The organism is Pedobacter sp. V48 (assembly GCF_000523515.1).
Classification (GTDB): domain Bacteria; phylum Bacteroidota; class Bacteroidia; order Sphingobacteriales; family Sphingobacteriaceae; genus Pedobacter.
On record NZ_AWRU01000001.1, the window covers coordinates 328,334 to 348,065 of the forward strand.

Below are 19,732 nucleotides of genomic sequence, written 5' to 3' on the forward strand. Positions count from 1 at the left end.
AGGATACCGTTTCCTTCTGTAGATCGCTGAGCATTATTTAACAACGATCTTTATTTTTTGAGAAATATTGCCTGAGGAATTTCCCATTTGGAGCATAAAGTCTCCTGCCTCAATGTTCCAATCCTTTTTCCCCTCATCATAGAAAGCAAAATCAGCAACTTTTACGTCCAACTCAACAGTTTTCGTTTCTCCGGGCTGCAGAAACACTTTCTCAAAGGCTTTCAACTCTTTAACCGGGCGGGGCACCGTACATATCGGATCATTTACATACAATTGAGCAACTTCAGCACCATACCGTGAGCCTGTGTTCTTCAGGGTGAATTTTACCCTGATAACATCGTCTTTGCTATAAGTTAATCTATCCGTAGAAAGTGGTCCCAAGTCAAAGCTGGTATAAGAAAGCCCAAACCCAAAAGAAAATTGAGGGGCTATTTTTTTAGTATCAAACCAGCGATATCCTACCAGGATGTCTTCTTTGTAATATTGATTAACGCTGTCCCCGGGATAAGAGATTTTTCCATAAAAATGTGCAGCATTATCCTCCAGTTTTTTTGGAAAAGAGAAGGGCAGTTTACCCGATGGGTTTACCTCACCCGAGATCACGTCAGCCAATGCATTTCCGGCTTCAGCGCCGAGATACCAGCCCTGGATAATGGCAGGGACTTTATTGACCCATGGCATCGACACGGCATTACCACTAAGCAGTACCACAGCCGTGTTTTTGTTCACTTTCAACAACGCATCAATCAGTTTATCCTGACCAAAAGGAAGGCTCAGCGACTGGCGATCCCCACCTTCACAATCCTGAAAGTGATTTTTGTTCAGCCCTCCGATAAAAAATACAATATCGGCGTGCTTTGCAACGTCCATGGCAGCAGCAATCAGCGAATCTGCGTTTAGCTTCGAAGGTTCTTCACGTCCGTATACTGCCGGCCCGGAGGCATAGCCAAGACTGTAAACAATATGATCTTTTCCGTATTTAGCGGTTAATCCTTCCAATGGTGATTGCTCATAGGCCACCTTGAGTGATGATGACCCGCCACCGATTACCAGACTACGGGTTGCATTTTCTCCGATCACGGCAATCTTTTTGTATTGACCCGCAGGAACGGGAAAGAATTGCTGCTCATTCTTCAACAGCACGATTCCCTCCTGAGCAATCCTAAGGGCTGCTTCGCTGTGCTGGGGAGACACGAAACGGCCAAAAGGCCTGTTGGGGCTCATGGTGGTCCGGAAAATTAAACGCAGTATGCGTCGGGACTTGTCATCGAGTAAAGTGATGTCATACTTTCCCTCTTTAATTCCTTTAAGGAAAGGATTAGCCAGATAGTAATCTGAGTAAGGGAACTTGCCCTTGGTTGTCAAACCATCGGTATAGGTACCCATTTCCAGATCCAGCCCATTATTGACCGCCTGGTCAGTATCATGAACACCGCCCCAGTCACTAATCACCACCCCGTCAAATTTCCAGTCACCCTTTAGAATCTTGTTCAAAAGCAAGTCATTATGGCAACAATGCCGTCCTCTGAATTGATTGTATGCGCCCATGATCGACCATACTTTCGCTTCCTGCACTGCTGCCTTGAAAGCAGGCAGATAGATCTCGTTAAGGGCGCGATCACTTAGGTCAACATTGATATGACCACGCCAGGCTTCCTGATTGTTCAGTGCAAAATGTTTGACGCATGCCGCTACGCCGATGGATTGAACGCCTTGTATATAAGGCACCACCATACGGGAACTGAGGTAGGGATCTTCACCCAGATATTCAAAATTCCGGCCGTTTAATGGTGTACGGTAAATGTTTACGCCAGGCCCTAATAACACTGTTTTATTGCGGTAACGCGCTTCTTCTCCGATGGATGTGCCGTAAAGCAAAGATAATTTAGGATTGAATGTAGCCGACAGGCAGGTGAGTGCCGGAAAAGCGGTACAAGAATCGTTTGTCCAATTTGCCCCACCCCATTCATCCCACAAAACTTCTTCCCGTATGCCGTGCGGGCCATCGTCGGTCCAAACTTCAGGGATTCCCAAACGAGGCACCCCTTTTGAACTGAATTTAGACTGGGCATAGCAAAGGGACACCTTTTCTTCAGCAGCCATCAGCGAAAGCGCATTTTCAACCCGCTCTTCAATGGGTTTGCTTAGGTCAAGGTAAATTGGCTGTTTCTGCTGCGCCGTTACCAGTAACGAGGCACCTATTGCTGCGACAGCTAAAAATATCGATTTCATTTAGTTTATATTCTTTGGTTTTGGTTTTCGTTTCTCTCCGATCAGGTGCCTGTCACAATTTTACAACAGATTTAAAAGTTGAGGAGCTACCGGATTTTACCACACAAAACTACACTCCGCTATACTGGCCGCAGAGCAGTAATGTTAAAGAAGTAAGCAGAAATGTTAACCAACCAGCGGTGGACCCGGAAAGATCTCCGGCTCAGGAAGGAGATAAAAAAGAGTTAAAACAATGATAATCTAATTATTATATTTTTTTATTTCTCTTTTCCGCGATATATTCAGAAGGAAGCACATTGTATTTTGCCTTAAAGGATTTCGCAAAGTAATTAGGAGTACTGAAACCGACCATATAGCAGATCTCAGCAATAGTTTTATTGCTTTTTTCCAATAATACTGCTGCTTTTTCCAGCTTAACCGATCTGATAAAGTCTACCGGAGTTTTACCGGTCACCTTTAAGCATTTTTTGTACAGGGAGACCCTGCTCATGGCAATATGCCTACTCAGGTCCTCTACAGACAACTGGGGGTTGTGAAGATTCTCTTCAATGTAAACCAACGCAGCGTTCAAAAATTTAGCATCGTCCGATTCAATTTCCATTTCCGGCGATGAGATGTTAATTTGCCTGGTATAAGTTCTTTTAAATGTCTGATGAAGAGTGAGCAGGTTTTTGATCTTGGAATGTAGGATCTCAAAATTAAAAGGCTTTGTCATATAATCGTTCGCCCCTGTTTCCAATCCCTTAAGTTGTTCTTCTTCGGTCGTCAATGCCGTTAACAAGATGATGGGAATATGCTTCGTCCGTTCATCTGATTTTATTTTTCCGCACAATTCGTTACCATTCATTTCAGGCATACTGATATCGGAAACAATCAAATGTGGGTGCAGGGCAAGTGCCTTTTGCCAACCTTCTTTGCCATTTGAGGCCTCTTCTATTTTATAAAAAACGCGTAAATTATCCTTGAGATAAAACCTGAAGTCCTCGTTGTCCTCAACCAACAATATCACAGGTGCATTTTTCGTGCGCAGACGCTCACCAGTGGACTCTTTTCCTTCATTTTTTTTATCCGATCTCCCCTCGTCCGGCCAATCAGCACATTCCGCATCTTTTTGCTCCAGCACAACAAGGGATACAGGTGCAATATTAAGGTGTACCGTAAAACAACTACCCAAACCTGGCTCACTTTCTACCCTGATTTCACCGTCATGCATCTTCACAAATTCTTTTGTAATGGAAAGGCCAATTCCCGAACCCTGATTAAGAATAGAAGCGGAAGTTTCATTTTGAAAAAACCGCTCAAAAATATGCTCCTGTTTATCTTTTGGAATGCCAATTCCTGAGTCTAACACTTTTAACTCCAATAAAACCCTTCCATCTGATGTCGGGTTCGGGAGTGTTTGTAATTCTACACTCACATTTCCTCCTGAAGGCGTAAATTTAAAAGCATTCGACAGTAAGTTGAACAATATCCGCTCGACCTTATCCTGATCATAAGAGACGTATAAATTGTCAATTGCACTTTTGAAAGTTAATTTGATTTGCTTCCGCTCTGCCAGGTCATAAAAAGATTCTGTTGCCTCCCTAATAAAGGAGACAATTTCGCCATCACTCCTGTTCAGCTGCAATTCCTGTTCTTCCATTTTACGGAAGTCGAGCAACTGGTTTACCAGATTTAACAAACGCCTTGCATTTCTTTTTATCATAGACAGCTGACCATGACGCTCCTTCTCTTTGGCTTCAACTAAAAGTTTATCTACAGGGGCCAGAATTAACGAAATAGGCGTCCTGAACTCATGGCTCAAATTGGTCAAAAATTTAATTTTCAATAGATCAAGCTCCCGCAGTCTTTCTGCTTCCTTACGATCCTGTTCCCGCAATTGCCTGGCCTGAATTCTTTCTTGTACCAAAGCAAATTCCTGTCGTAGCTTATTGATCCCCCGGTTTCGGATAAATAACAATAAAAAGCCGATGGCGAAAGCGTACAATAAATATGCCCACGTGGTGCGCCAGAAAGGGGGCAAAATTGTAATTTTCAGTTGCGACTCCGCTATAGGTATAGTATCACTTTCATTAAAAGCCTTTACGTGAAAGGTATACTCTCCTGGGTCAAGGTTTGTAAAAGTGGCCTTGCGTATTTCTGAAGGAACGGTAAGCCAGCGATCATCAAATCCTTCCAAATTATATTTATAGGTAATCTTGTGGGGGGCAAAATAGTTGAGCAACGCAAATTGAAGTGAAAAAATATTTTCTTTATAGGTAAGGGTTAAATTTTTAAGGGCTGTGATGGATTCGGGCAGAATGATACGCCTATTTAGATTCTCGCCAACATGCACTTTATGATAAAACACCTCTAATTCGGTCATGGCCATGGCGGAAGGCGGCTGGATGTTTTGGATTTGGCTTGCTCTGAAAATATTAAAGCCATTTGGTCCTCCAAAAATCAATTCGCCAGTTTTTGTTTTATATGCGGCATTGAAATTAAACTGGGTATTTTGCAACCCATCGGATTTATTGTATTTACTATATTGGAATTTATAGCTTTTGCCTTGTGCAACTACAGAAATCTTGTAAAGTCCTTTTCGGGAACTATACCAAATTTGATGCTGCTCATCTTCAAGAATTGCAAACACGGAATTTTCGGGCAGACCCGTATTTTCGTTTAAATTATTGAACTTACCTGTTAGCGGGTTGTAGATACTTATGCCTTCTCTGGTCCCTATCCAGATCCACCCTCTTCCATCTTCTATAATTGAACTTACATCATTCAGTATCAAACTGTTTTTATCCTTACCATCATGTACCAATTGCGTAAATTTAGCCGTTTTATGATTCAGGATGTTAACACCCCCTGTAGTACCAATCCAGATATTTTTATTTTTATCTTCATATAAACAGGAAATACCATATGAGTTCAAGGTATTTTTCACTGATGGATTAAAATGCTTAAATTTCTTGGTACTCCGGTCAAACAGATCTAATCCCCCAATTAAAGTGCCTACCCAAAGCCTGTTGGAAGAATCTTCTAATAAGGCATAAATTCGGTTATCTGAAAGGCTGGAAGGTTCTGCCGTATGTTTGAAATGTGTAAACTTCTGTCCGTCAAATGAATTAAGCCCGCCTAAAAAAGTTCCTATCCACAAAACACCCGAATGATCGATGCAGAGGCTTACCACAATATCATTACTTAAGGAGTTGTCATTTTCCGGGTTATTACGGTAGGTTTTAAACTCACCCGTACTCCTGTTCAAATGTATTAAACCCGAGCCATTTGTTCCAATCCATAGGTTGCCCATATTATCTTCTGCGAAGGCATTCACATCCTTCTGTAGGGCGTTATTTCTGGTTAAATACTGATTTCCAGGAAATTTATAGATGCTTTTATGATAGTAACAAATTCCTTTCTTAGAAGTACCAATCCAGATGATACCGCTATTGTCTTTATACAAAGAAGCTATGCTGTTGTCGCTTAAAGCCCTCTGGTCATCTTCTCTACTTAAAATATAAGTGAATGTATTGGTCCGCTTGTCTAATATATTAACTCCTCCATGATCAGTCCCTATCCAGATTTTCCCATCCTCTCCTTCCAGAACAGAGCCGACATTTTTAGAGCTTAGCCCCGAATAGTCTTGTTTTTTCCCAAAATAGTGGAATTTGTCGCTCGCCACATTGAGGTAATATAATCCAAAAAGATCACCCGGACTATAAATAAAAACATTGCCTTCAGCGTCAAGGCTGAGCTTGAGATTGAAATAATTCTCCTTTGTTCCTAGACGGTTTTTAACATCAAAATATCTGCTTGTTACCTTTTGTTGTTTTAAGTTAAACTTCTCCAGTACACCATTGGCGTAAATAACCCATAAATTACCTTTTAAATCCTCGATAAAATCACTTATTATACCAGAAGACATGGAAGTTAATACGTCACTTTTAGGGGTATAACTCGTAGTGGTTTCGCTTTTAGAATCATAACAAAAAATACCTTGATTTTCTATATAAAAATAGAGGCTACCCTTATTGTTGGTTTTTATCTCTCTAAGGTATCCACCAGGAATTTTATATTTTTGAAAGTGTTTATTCTGAAACCGCTCAAACTTTTCGGTTAAGGGATAGTATATACTGAAGCCACGATTAGATTTAATCCACAATTCTTTCTCGGGTCCCCCAAATATATTGATAATGTAACCATCGGGTAAGCTGGTGCTATCCTTTGAATTATGTTGAAATATCTTGAATTCATGTCCGTCATAACGACTGAGCCCGGCGGTGGTACCAAACCACATAAATCCTTTTTGATCTTTGTATATCGCATTTACCTGATTGTCTGATAAACCATTTGAAATATCTAAATGGGAAAACTGGTATACATTATCCTGCGCAAAAAGAGAATTATACAGCAGGAATGCGCTGATCAGGGCTAAAAACCGAAACATATATTTTTCTATTAAATGCTTTAGTCATTCTCCGGATGCCAGGAACAATTAAAGCTAAAACCCAAACAGGTTATAATTGGTTGCGTAATATTGGTATAGCTAAGCTACACTTTAATCTGGATTTTTTTAATAACCCTCCTCCTTAACCATCAGTTGATGGGCCGGAAGTTTTTAGGGACTGTTACTAGAGTTTAAACGCCAGATATAGCAAAAGGCTATAACCGACGTTTCAGAGCGTGCATATTGCAAATTCGATAAAAATCCTATTCCCGGTCTTTTCTATTTAAACCAAGTCTCCACCTAAAATATTTATCCAATACCTGAAGTGACTTTTCGTCGGGAACTGGTCCTACATGAGGTGTCTCCGCGAAACACATCACTGCAGGCTTATCGCCGGTAAACGCAGGCCATAGCGGAAGCTCCTTACCGTTAGGGTTTCCGTATTTCACAAAGTTAATCCAGTAACTCCCCATCGCGGTTGAAATTTCCAGATCTGATTCAGAAGTTTTCGGGTTCAAAGCATCTATATGCTGAAAAACATACGAAACATCCTGTGCATGAGGAGAGCCCTGCCCATATTCAGGAGTACCTTCGGGATAGTTTGGATGCTGATCAAAAAAATAATAAAACACTTTCGATGTCCCAGTTTTTGACTGGAGTCTGGCCCACGTCCAACTGTGCCATCCAAAAGCAGCATCTCTTGACAAATTCCTTGCAGCGCGTGTAACAGAATTCTCGCCTAGGGGATAGGCCTTAATCAGATCATCGGCAAATTTCCCATAACGTGCTTTTACTCCATCAATATATTCTTTAGGGTTTGCTCCAGGCGAAAAGCTCAGTCCTTCGTCAGAATTGTAGCCAATAAGCACTGGTACATCATTGTACCTACCTGCTTCGTATAGTTTATATTGAACATCAGGAATCACATGTCCATCTATAATAGGCCATGAACTGCCAACACCCCAACCCATAGGGAGTTTGTCGGCTTCTATCTTTCTAAGTTCTTCTATGGAAGCAGCACCTGCTTTTGCTGCATAACCTAATCCGTCATTCTCCGCTTCCTGAAGGGCTTTCATATTTTCGCCCGGATATGTTTTGATACCGGCAGGTCCAAAGGATCCGCCACTTTGCGAGATTGCCGCTCGGAAAAGACCCTTAGCCAGAGGAGAAGCACACAGCATACTCACTGAAATCCCTCCGGCGGATTCGCCAAAAATGGTTACTTTTTTGGGGTCGCCACCAAAAGCAGCGATGTTCTTCTGCACCCATTTAAGGCCTGCAATCTGGTCCAGTAAACCATAGTTTCCCGATGTATGCTCAGTTCCCTCTCTGCTTAATTCCGGGTGTACTAAAAAACCAAGCGGACCTACACGATAGGCAATACTGACAAATATAACTCCCTTTTGCGCCAATTTTTGTCCATCATACCATGCTTCGGCAGTTGATCCGGAACTGAACCCTCCCCCATAGATCCATACCATAACAGGTAAATTCTCTTTATTTGATTTTGCGGGGCTCCATACATTCAGATATAAGCAGTCTTCGCTTTTGCCTGCAACCGGGCTGCCTCCTTGCATCGGTGAGGCAGCAAAATGAACAGCCTGCTTTACTCCATCCCACTTTACTACTGGTTGTGGGGCTTTCCACCGTAATGAACCAACTGGCGGAGCCGCAAAAGGAATTCCACGGAATATACTCAGATTATTTTCTGATATCCCTTGTATCCTACCCCCTTCAACGTCTAAATGAACAGGCAATTGAGCATGGCCTGTTAGCGCTGTGAATACCATCACCAGAACTATAAATGCACCATTTTTCCGTATCCTCATAAATTACTTATAAATCTATTGGAGTAAATTTAAAATTTTTAAACGTTACACTTCCTTCGCCTATAGCACACAAGCCAATTCTTAGGCTTAAAAAGCCACTCAGCACGTTATGATGTATGGCAGAAACCTCAAGCGAAGTTTCAATTTTATTCCATTTAATACCGTCTGTACTATAATACATATTTACCGTATTATTAATGTTTTTAAGACGAAGGAATACATGATTTTTTATAACGCTCTTTTCAGTTTGAAACTGCCAGCCACGTAAATTGGCAAATATGTTTTTATCGTCGGCCAGGATCCCTGAATAGGCATTGTTGTTGTAAAAAAGAACTAATCCACCTGTTGCTTTTCCTTCTATTAATAATTCCACGTCTACATTATATGAATGGCCTGATGGAATGCACAATAAGGGCGAGCTACCGGCTACATTATTTCCTTTTCCCTTAATGGATAAACCATTGTCAGATAAGTTAAACCTGCTGGTATCCAATCCTTCGAAGAATTCCCATTGAGGCCGTAATTTATTGCCTTTAAAATTATCATTCAATGTAAAGTCGGTTTTAAAGGGAGCTAAATTGGGTTTCCTGATGGGTTTACTATCTACTATATTATCCGGCACTTTATACCAGCCATCTTTTGTCCATTCTACCGGCAACAATAAAGTCTGGCGACCTTTATTGTAAAAACCATCTTCGTAAGCATGAAAGATCATCCACCAGTTACCTTTTGCATCATCGAATAGCGTACCATGCCCTTTCGATTTCCATTTTTCATCTTGTTTAGTTGTTCTGACAATCGGATTATAAGGAGAATTTTCCCACGGGCCCGATAGCGATTTTGATCGAGCAGAAATGACCATATGGCCAGTAGCAGGACCTGCTGTTCCTCCCTCGGCTACAGTAAGATAGTAGTATTCTCCTCTTTTTATCAACTTGGGGCCTTCCAGGCAAAAGCACTCAATGGTCCAGTCTTTAGGTATAGGCCATCCGTTGTATGAGCTCTTTTGATTTCCTGTAATTGAAAGACCATCATCAGACAAGGGCACAAATCCCCCGTTACTGAAAAACAAATACCTTTTGCCATGTTCGTCGGTTATATGACCAGGGTCAATGTTGCCAATTTTCAGATCGACCGGATCACTCCATTTCCCATCGATCGAGTCCGCTGTTACCACATAGTTAGTCCCGTTTGCCGGAAAATAGATATAGAACTTATTTTTATACTTCACCAAATCAGGAGCATACACCGAGCCTACGTATTTATGCAGGGCGTGGGTCAGTGGTTTCCAGTTAATCAGGTCTTTTGAATGCCAAATCAATAAACCTGGATAGTATTCAAAGGAGGAATGGACCATGTAAAAATTATCGCCATCACGTAATATACTTGGGTCAGGATAATCTCCTGCAAAAATGGGATTTAAATAAAATCCATTACCTTTTTCATGAGGTTGGGTTTGGTGCTGTGCTTTTGCAAAAAAGCTGAGCTGAATCAGCAAAAAAGTTATTAATAGTTTGTTCATATTAAGTTATTTCAAGGTCTCCTTTTTTCATCTTCCTTATTAATGGCCATTTCATTGGAAAACAAAAGGTTTTTTTTGCATGCGTGAATTTATGTATTTACCTAGTGAGTTCCTGCAATAAGCGCATTTATACTACGCTGATCAAGCAAGGTATTGTTTCTGCGGTCCAATGCTCCGCCAGTATCCCAATCATCTACCACATTATTGTGTGCTGACTGATCTAAAGGAATATTGTTAGGACCTCCCCGACGGTAGGCGCTGAACTCGCACATTATTACAGGGATTCCTCTGTCTATAAATTTAGATTTCATTGGTTAGTTGGATAGGATTCAATTTTAATTGTTTTGTATTTAGCAATTAGTTTCCTCTCTATTCAATACTTTCCTCTTCATCTGTATCCGATCTTCATTTCAGTTAATTTGGCCATAAGGATCAAAACTAACCGGAGATGCGATGCAGAGGTAGACCAAATGTTTCTATTTGAAGAACAAATGTTAACCTACAGATGTGAAGACTTCAGCCTCAATCCGTTTTTACTCTTCTTTAATAATCATGACATCCCAGGGATCAAACTGAATTAAACCGTTTTTTTCAACCATTGTGTTGTCTATAATGCTTTTTCCTGTTTTATATGGGTATTTAAACTCCATAATGTTATCTGAGAAGTTATAGTAAAAATGAACGGCTTTTCCCGATGCGTCAAAGGCATGTTTAACCTTCAGTTTTTCAGGCAGATTTTGGTCAGCCCCAATTAATTTCAGCTCATCAAGCGAATTCCGGAGGACTTTCTTCAATATTTCAAGTGAGACCACTGTTCCAAAATAAGTGACCACTCCTTTACCTGCCTCATTCCTGGTTATCGCAGCATACTTTCCAAAAAAGGGATGATCATAAGCAGCGAGCGTTTTTGCCGTGGTTGGTACGATGAATTCAGCCCATTGTTCAACAAAATTCTTGTCGCCTACCTGGAATGGATCTCCTTTTAGCGGAATACGATCACGAAGGCTGGAAAATTCATTGTAGGTAAATCCACAGATTTCGCTTAGCGCCCCCGGCATTACCTGATCACGAATTTTAGAATTTTCATCGGCAAACCCACTTTTGAAATTAAGTATTAAATGACCTCCATTTAACACATATTGATTCAGTTGCTGTAACAATTTATCAGAGGCAATATAAAGTGGTGGTACGATGATCATATCGTACTTCTCAAAGTTCTTGCCGTCGGGAAATACAAAATCAGCTTCAATATTCAAATCATAAAGGGCTTTGTAAAACCGGTTAATGATTTTAAGGTAAGAATCGTTGCCACTTTCATAAGGTCCGTTGACAAAACCTTCCATGTTGTTATCAAAACGCTGTTGAATCAAACCATTTTGTGAATCAATACTGTATAAAATGGCTACCTTATTTCTCTTGGTCAGGTTTACGAGTTCCTTTCCTACTCTTGCCCTTTCGTTTCCAATACGGCTAACCTCGTTATAGATTCTTCCTGGTTTTAGATCGTGCGGTAAAATACCCCTCCAATACTGCTCAATCCCAGTATGAAGCGAATGCCAATGCCAGTAAGAAATCAGGTTTGCACCACTTCCGATATGTGAATAAAAATTCAACCGGAGTTGGCCATCATAGGGAGGCAACTGATCTGCTGAGTTCCAGCCGATCGATGCTGCATTGGTTTCGGGAACCAGGTAATTGCCAGGTTTCAGAGATCTGGCAAAACTTCCAAATAGGGATATCCTTAACCCATCGGATTTATCCTGATCGTAATGATAGATATTCATGCCAGGATAATCTATAAATTGTGCAATTGCCCGCTCATCGATATCATTCCGGAAAGCTCCAGGATGGTCGTGCATGATAAACTGATGGGCACCTTTATATTTTTTTACCAGATCAGCCTGTCTTTCCAAAAATTCTGTGGTCATATTTTCCTGAAATCTAGACCATTCTAACCTGTAGTTGGGATGCATAAATCCATCCACAGGCTGCAATTCATCCCATTTTGTGATCGCCTGCCCCCAGTAATTTAATCCCCATGCTTTATTAAGTGAGTCAGGGCTAACAAATTTCTTCTTTAAATTGCTAAGAAACGACTAAATACTGCTGGGCCTGAAGCTGCTTTTGCATGTGTTTCATTATCTAACTGATAGCCGATTACCGCCTGATTATTTTTGTAATGATCTACTATTTGCTTGATGATCTTTTCACAATAGACATTAAAAACCGGATTGGAAAGATCAACATTTTGTCGCATTCCGTATTTCTGTTGCTCCCCATTCTCGTTAATAACGGTTATTTCCGGATGCTTCTTATAAAGCCAGGCAGGAATGGAATAAGTTGGGGTGCCCATAATTACCTTGATACCGGCTTTATGCATCTTATCCACAACCCTATCCATCCAATCGAATTTAAAAACTCCCTCTTGCGGCTCCCACAACTGCCATGTAGATTCTCCCAGCCTAACGAAATTAATCCCTGCGGCTTTCATCAACCGAACATCTTCATCAAGCCGTTCTGTAGGTAAATACTCATGATAATAAGCTGCACCATATAAGATATCATCGAACTTATAGGTTTGTGCTATGACAACGGTTTTTAATGAAAAAAGAAGGATTGTCATGACAATTCTTCTAAAAATCTGATTAAAATAATGCATGAATTTCTAAATTGATATCCTTTCAGTTTTAATTATTTTCATACTCATTATATTCTGTTCCTTAATGATTAAAAGAGGCTGTCCAAACCTTATTCGGACAGCCTCTTCAACTTATTTAATTTTAACGACTCTCAAATTATCAATACCGCCATAAAAACTGGCTGAAGAAGTGGTATAGTTATGTATATATATGATGCACGATGTATTTCCTGATTCACCTGTTAAATCGGCAATTTTGGTTAGTGAAGCCCCCATACCCTCGCCAAGCTCAGGATGTGATGCACGGAACGATGTTAAAGGAATAGTTACTGTTGACCACCCTTTTGTACTGTACGGTACCGTGGTCGTAGCGTTTATCCGCCATGGCTCCCATCGGGCCATATAGCCACCTACTCCACTTACAATGTTAACAGTAGTACCTTTCCAGGTTTTTGGGATATTTACTTCAAATTTAAATGCCCAATGGCTAACCGTGTCGGCAATATTGGTTTGTGGTACCCACTGTATTGCATTCATGGGTATGTTAGTAGACCAGGGCCATCCGTCGTTGCTGGATAATCCATTAATATCGAACACAAAATAGGTGCTTGAGTTGCCAGGAAAATTAGAATCGCCTTTAGTTTGTTTGCCGGCACCCCAGTATTGCCAATTAAAATTACTGTCCCAATTTGATATGGAGCCTGTTGCTACATCATGTACATTGTACACGGTAGTAGCGGTGCCAAACTGTGTGGTAAGGGATACAGGTCCGCTTTGTGTTATCGTTGGCAAAACGAATCCAACATTACTCCCATTACTGGATGATACAAATGAAGTAATCGCTGTACCCGCAAACGTCAGCGTTTGAATACCTTTAAGATAGGTACCATAAATATAAACCGAATCACCGGGGTTGGCATTTTCATTGGTAATGCCTGCTATGACTGGGGTCGCAATTATTTTATGATTCAACGTACCGCTTTTGGTGATTATTGATATCTTATCGTCGGTCGTTGCAGCCGGCATCAAAAATCCAATAGAATTCCCGCTAGTGTCTGATTTAAAGGATTGGATTGGGGTGCCCCTATACGAAAAGCGTTGAATAAAAAACAGGTCCTTTCCGTAGACATAAACAGAATCGCCTGGATTGGCATATAAATTGGAAATTCCCACAAAGGTAGGTGCTGCCGGACCTAATTTAAAAGAGAACCTTGTGGAACCTGCTTTTGTAGCATACTCTACAATATAGAGCTTAGCAGTATCAATTTTTGAAAACTGCATGTCAGGTATTCGCACCACGGCACTGTTAGGCGCAAATAAAGCGCTGTTAAAAGGAGCAGACACACCATTGAAACTTATTTGTGTAGCATTCTGCAAATTATTCCCGGTTATTACCACATATTGCCCGTTTGGCGCAGCACTGTGCAAAACGGTATCATTAGGTGAGGCTACATAACTCTTAATACTTGAAATCACTGGAGCAGAACTGCTTTCAGTATCTTTTTTACACGCAGGTGATACAGCTACTATTATTAAGAAAAGCAGCAAAGAGTACAAGGTTAGATATGATTTTATTTTCATAACAATATCTTTTAATTTTTTTAATTAATAATATGGTACCGGTGGTTCTGCCAATTTAGGGGCAGTGGTTAGCTCAGATGACGGAATTGGCAATGTAAATGAAGCGATAGTTGCCGGTAGCGCAGAGGGTAGCGCAGTAGTATCCCTTGTAGCTATTTTCGTTACAGGGTCATAAGTAAACGAAATCCGACCGTGAGTAGCATCSTRAWCRWWAWSMRACNYSWSAGYAKYAKCCKGATCRTNNTAAGAANYWTCNYARCANWRGYCNKATCNYAATANKWRTMYYTMANAARGNCWANTYCAANMYYKTCYTTCANWAMGCANNRSWKCARSSSTYMKYWCAGNMCRCARTNNAKCNSRSGYCRGCMCNKYYWCMRYAYCNCAYKSMRRYMSTTTWSCGCNWCMKCATYGNNMTAGTNWRKCGYRTYAKYRYCSMWARTAGNNTCGKMWTANYRCCMAAWAYANCWTCGGNCAWWCWMMRAATNYRCATNNKMYRWTCKANAGAWKWSCATNYATNSWTMGWTNRGRWRWYSWTSYMTYYWTMGTTGNNSMAWTRWYGTSTTTTTNKYWGSCMMKWACSTGTNKYYTTMARRCCMSYACCTGNTYGMYTYAANNMRSSAYMAYSWKCTYSRTTSANNATWMKRGWKRMTKWKCKCCNTTNASCRTAWYMKTKGCTNKRMKMCWTMCSGTATNMMTYWKMTGNWTRSMTSYRRKRYWWRYCATNNAYSTTGKCTKTRAGGMWKGMCWTCCNWCSWTGKCNKWRARRWARRAYTKYMRWSSATKGCSANNWMMRTAAMMYWSWMMWGCNKKSCCATTNWMSGKAANNMAYANMTGCKKCCSRKTKAWSGKWRWWTWRYGCYTYSRRRWKATCRTNNWWTWRCKSSKWRAMAAKRTCANAAYMRCTNKKKWWACAMWSWYWRMCCGCNTAYTTTTNNWSRCAYTGYCNMGCNAKRCYTKKTSGCNRCTGYCANKYWWKRCCTNNRSYCGCSRYYGYCAWWTWTRCCTWRMCCMRCMWTCSTYRWRYMKRCCWTGNNSYYAMCMTWCCTTKTNYCGWCYRTKTWGNKRMMSKWSYTKWKYYGYSTRWKTYRGGWMRKTRKYRASSWRYKTANAGWCANNTCWKWARCAAYGNNTTKMKAKWSAKCWGNRRAYMWTKTWKCRRTTKANCWGNKKATCTTYWATMANTTKRCWSTKMWCYYCAATAAWTNGSCNAMTGNAYMMYAWKMWATCGCNCRAANSAWAWTWTGNCTNAKCKSWSGMMSMAWTTTTGYCTNNGCTKYRGMMRYRKWYKKRTCWGCKTNRSWRWTGKAYGGNANTMAKMRYSSTRTTRYATKGCRCWANRKWAYYGTATWACMYWRCSCAACNNYATTNTRTMACNMSAMCMYWWYSMKYKGTMANSRWGMSYRTWWWRMGCKGTANNATRKYGCSKSTAWAAAGNWRWACNTMYRKYRCCGCTMWAWASANMRMCWWSCGGTAYCNMWSRMKMCATCGCCAAGCGGTATCAAGGCGCCATTGTTCCATTGCCACCAGTGTGCACCGCCGTAAAGGCTTGCCGTAGCCAATCGTAAATCGGCGGTGGTTTTATAAAAATTATTAGAACTTATCTGCGAGTTGGACGGACGGTCCAAAAAACTCTTTTTACATCCGACAATTGCTGCTGCACATAGCAGAATGATGATAATTTTGTTAATTAATTTCATAAACATATGTTTTTAATCGGTGATTGTTTTATTATTTCAAGGCTATGTTTGCGCCAATAGTAAATACTCTTGGCTGCGGATAATAACCGCTGTCCCAACCTCCCTGAAGCGGATCCCATGAACCAATTTCAGGATCCATGCCTTTATATTTTGTAATTATAAATACATTGGATACATTGGCATACACCCTAACGGAACGCATAGATATTTTTGACAAAAGACTTTCTGGCAAGCGGTAACCTAAAGTGATATTTTTGCACCGCAGGAATGAACCATCCTCGATAAACAAACTATTAGGACGAAGATTGCCATTGGTCTTGTCATTTCTCAGTCCTGCAACTGTTGTATTTGGGTTGGTCACATATACGTTGTTGACATCGGATGGAGAGCCATTAGGATCTACCATACCCAATTTTGCATAATCTAATACTGATGTAAAAAAGGTGCCATGGTTTTGCGGATCGGTTTGCGGTATAGCCATTTGATTGAACACCTTGCCGCCATAACTACCACTGAAGAAAACGTTCAGATCTAAATTTTTGTAGTTAAATGTATTATTGATACCAAACTGGAATTTGGGGATCGGCGAACCCAAGAAGGTTTGATCCTTTGAGTCGATAATACCGTCGCCATTCAAATCCTTGAACATACGGTCGCCATACCAGATACCACCACCTGCTGGAGAGATCGGATAAGGCTTACCGCTTGGGTCAGCAGGACGGGCATGGTTTTTAAAATCTTCTGGAGTTGAGAAAATACCATCAAATATATAGCCATAAAATTCGCCAATGGGCCGGCCCACCATCGTTTTTTGAATGATATCGTTAATCACATAAGATTTCTTACTTAAGTTAGCATCAGTTCCACCTGCACCTAAGTAGGTCACTTTATTGTTATTCCGCGATATGGTAAAACCAGTTTTCCAACTGAAATTTTTACCATTAATATTAGTAGAATTGATTTGGATGTCAAAGCCTTTGTTGGTTATCGAGCCGACATTGGCAAAAGGTGCTTGCATGGATCCTGGCCCATAGCCCGCTACAGAACCAGAGTATCCTGGAAGCGGTACCTGTAATAAAAGGCCTTGTGTTCGGCGGTCGTAAGCTTCTAATGAAAAACTTAATCGCCCATTGAAAAGCGTTCCGTCAAGCCCGGCACTGTAGTAATCCGTTTTTTCCCAGGTCACCTCCGCGTTTGCCAAATTGTTCTGAAACTGAGCTATACCTGATAGGCCATTGGCTATTGTTTGAAGCTGGGTTACAAAGGTATTACCCGGTATGCCCTGGTTGTTGGTAAGCCCATATCCAATCCTTAGTTTCAAATCATTTATACTCTCCACACCTTTCAAAAATGCCTCGTTTTTAATTTTCCAGGCAAATCCACCTGAATAGGTAGTAACCCAACGGTTGTCGGACGGAAAATTTGAAGAACCATCGTTACGTATATTGGCGGTGAACAGATATTTATCACTCCATGAAAAATTGATACGGCCAAAATAAGATTCCTGTGCAGAGCCTCCCTTAGGGTTTGATAATGAATTATTGCCGAAGTTTGTGGCCGTGGTAGCATCGCCGCCACTAATTGCCTGCACATTGTCTGAAGGAAAATTCCTTCGCGCACCGCCAAGATTTTGAAAAGTGCTTTCCTGCGATTCATGCCCTGCCAAAGCATCAATATGAATTTTTTTGAAATTATGGTTATAAGTTAGAAAATTACGTATTACTAGATAAAAATTTTGACCGGCGCTGGAGGACCCAAAGTTAGGGCTTGGAGTACCTCTGCCAAAACTATAAATTGGCGAATACCTATCTTCTGTATTAAAATCGAAATTACCGGATAGCTCATTTCTTAGCGATAACCCTTTAGCTAATTGTATTTCTGCATACACATTTCCGAATACCTGATTTCGCTTTCTTAAGTGTTTGATAATTTTCGCCAATGCCACCGGGTTGGCAACAGGTTCTACCCAACCGTCGGTGTTCGTAACCCCTCCCCAGGTGCCGTCAGAGTTGGTTACCGGAACATCAGGGGTAAGGCTTAGTGCCGTGCCAATTACATTACTCGAAGTTGAGTTTACTTTTTCATCAACATGTGCCAACTGAAGGCTTGTTCCTATTTTCAGCCAATTAGTGGTTTTATTGTCTAAATTCAGCCTTAATGAGTATCTGGTAAAATCAGATCCAATGGCTATTCCTTCCTGGTTAAAATAGGAGGTTGACAGTAAATATTGGGTTCTGTCATCTCCACCGTTTACAGTAAGGGTGTGATTCATCTGTGGAGCTTTCCGGAATAATTCTTTTTGCCAGTCCGTACCCTTACCTAAATATTGAGGATTAACAAATTCGGGTCTTTGATCAAAGCCCCAGGAAGCGGCCCGGGCGTTAATGAAAGTAGCAAGTTGTGGCAAATCTACTGTAGGGAGTCGTTTAAGTATTTCCTGGTAACCGGCATAGAAATCATAAGTTATCTGCGGTGCTCCGGCTTTCCCCCTTTTTGTGGTGATCACAACAACTCCATTGGTTGCCTGCGAGCCGTATATGGCCGTTGCCGAAGCATCTTTCAATACATCTATTGATTCAATTTCGGCAGGATTGATGGCATTTAATGGATTAGAGCCACTACCGGGATTGTTTACTGGTGGAATAATAATACCATCTATTACGTAAAGCGGCGAATTGGAGCCACTTATTGAAGACACACCACGTATTTGGATAGACACGCCACCTCCCGGTTGGCCCGATACCTGTTGAACCACAACCCCCGCAACTTTACCTTGCAGGGCCTGGTCAAAAGTAGTTGGTTGGGTTTGGCGTAAGTCGTCTCCCTTGATCGAGCTTATTGAGCCTGTAACATCCTTTCTTGCTACCTTAGAATAACCAACAACAACTACTTCATTCAGATTAGTATTGTCTACACTTAATACCACATTAATGACACTGCCGCTACCTACTGCGACCTCCTGTTGTTTAAAGCCCATCATCTTAAAAACGAGGACATCACCAGTATTTGCCCGTATTAAAAACCCTCCTTTTTCATTAGTAGATACGGCTGTATTTTTATTTTTCACCTGCACTGTAGCTCCCGGAATTGGGGCAGAATCACCTGCTGTTACGATCTTCCCTATAATTTGCCGTTCCTGAGCATACCCCGTTAAATGCAGGAGCACGATTGAAGTTACCAACCACAAAAAAATTGGTAATTTCCTGATAGAAATTGTTTGATTCATATTTGATTTAATTTGGTTTATTTGGTTGTGGTTACTGCTAACCATTGCATTAGTTTTTATGGAAAGCCTATGTTTAGTCCTTTCCCTTTTGGCTGAGCATTTAGGCCCCGATAAGAAAATTGCAGAACTAAAAAAACTTAGACATATTTTGCTCGGATTTATAATTAATAAATGATTTCAACATTTGCGAAAAGGTTGGTTTTATCAAATCTCCCTGCGATTTGATCGGTTTACTATTGGTTAGGTGAAAATCAAATATAGGCCCGAATTAAGCCCACGAATGCCTCAAATGATAAAGAGAAGAGCACTTATGTTAACCTAAAGAAAACGTATTCGCCCTACTTATTTTGACCATAAATCGATACAGCATCACAATGGAAGCACATTTTTTTGATGAACACTTTGCAAGTTGGATTGGAGAGCTCTTTTAAGTCTTTAGGCAGGTCTATACCAACGGTAAAGAAATAGATATCCTGTCTGAATTCGATTTTATGCTTTGACGTAATAGTTAGGTAATAGAAGAGCTCACAGCCCAAACTCCAATTTACATAAAAAACTATGGCAGGACTGTAAAC

9 protein-coding genes and 1 pseudogene are annotated in these 19,732 nt (G+C 40.9%); all 10 read right to left on the reverse strand.

The window, feature by feature from the left end; translation table 11 throughout:
- Nucleotides 1-33: 33 nt before the first annotated feature.
- Nucleotides 34-2,232 (reverse strand): glycoside hydrolase family 3 C-terminal domain-containing protein, encoded by a 2,199-nt coding sequence (locus N824_RS01230; protein ID WP_048903295.1) that lies wholly within the window; start codon nt 2,230-2,232, stop codon nt 34-36.
- A 247-nt stretch (nt 2,233-2,479) separates the two neighbouring features.
- A complete protein-coding gene (locus N824_RS01240; protein ID WP_048903297.1) occupies nt 2,480-6,664 on the reverse strand; it encodes a hybrid sensor histidine kinase/response regulator transcription factor in 4,185 nt (1,394 codons plus the stop codon).
- A gap of 263 nt (nt 6,665-6,927) precedes the next feature.
- Nucleotides 6,928-8,493, reverse strand: a complete 1,566-nt coding sequence (locus N824_RS01245; RefSeq protein ID WP_048903298.1) for a carboxylesterase/lipase family protein — start codon at nt 8,491-8,493, stop codon at nt 6,928-6,930.
- A 7-nt stretch (nt 8,494-8,500) separates the two neighbouring features.
- Nucleotides 8,501-10,015, reverse strand: a complete 1,515-nt coding sequence (locus N824_RS01250) for a family 43 glycosylhydrolase (RefSeq protein WP_048903299.1) — start codon at nt 10,013-10,015, stop codon at nt 8,501-8,503.
- Nucleotides 10,016-10,116: 101 nt separating this feature from the next.
- The gene (locus tag N824_RS01255; RefSeq protein ID WP_048903300.1) at nt 10,117-10,326 is read right to left on the reverse strand and encodes a hypothetical protein; all 210 of its coding nucleotides are present in this window, start codon (nt 10,324-10,326) and stop codon (nt 10,117-10,119) included.
- Between the two features lie 222 nt (nt 10,327-10,548).
- Nucleotides 10,549-11,532, reverse strand: a complete 984-nt coding sequence (locus tag N824_RS33950; protein WP_373419272.1) for a beta-galactosidase — start codon at nt 11,530-11,532, stop codon at nt 10,549-10,551.
- Nucleotides 11,524-12,048 (reverse strand): annotated as a pseudogene (locus N824_RS35340) (beta-galactosidase); the annotation flags it as partial. The gene N824_RS33950 and the pseudogene N824_RS35340, both read right to left, overlap by 9 nt.
- Before the next feature lie 44 nt (nt 12,049-12,092).
- Nucleotides 12,093-12,638 (reverse strand): beta-galactosidase, encoded by a 546-nt coding sequence (locus N824_RS35345; RefSeq protein ID WP_048903302.1) that lies wholly within the window; start codon nt 12,636-12,638, stop codon nt 12,093-12,095.
- A gap of 147 nt (nt 12,639-12,785) precedes the next feature.
- Entirely contained in the window at nt 12,786-14,234 is a 1,449-nt protein-coding gene (locus N824_RS01270; RefSeq protein WP_048903303.1) for a glycan-binding surface protein, read from the reverse strand.
- A gap of 1,728 nt (nt 14,235-15,962) precedes the next feature.
- A complete protein-coding gene (locus tag N824_RS01275) occupies nt 15,963-19,157 on the reverse strand; it encodes a TonB-dependent receptor (RefSeq protein ID WP_048903354.1) in 3,195 nt (1,064 codons plus the stop codon).
- Nucleotides 19,158-19,732 lie beyond the last annotated feature (575 nt).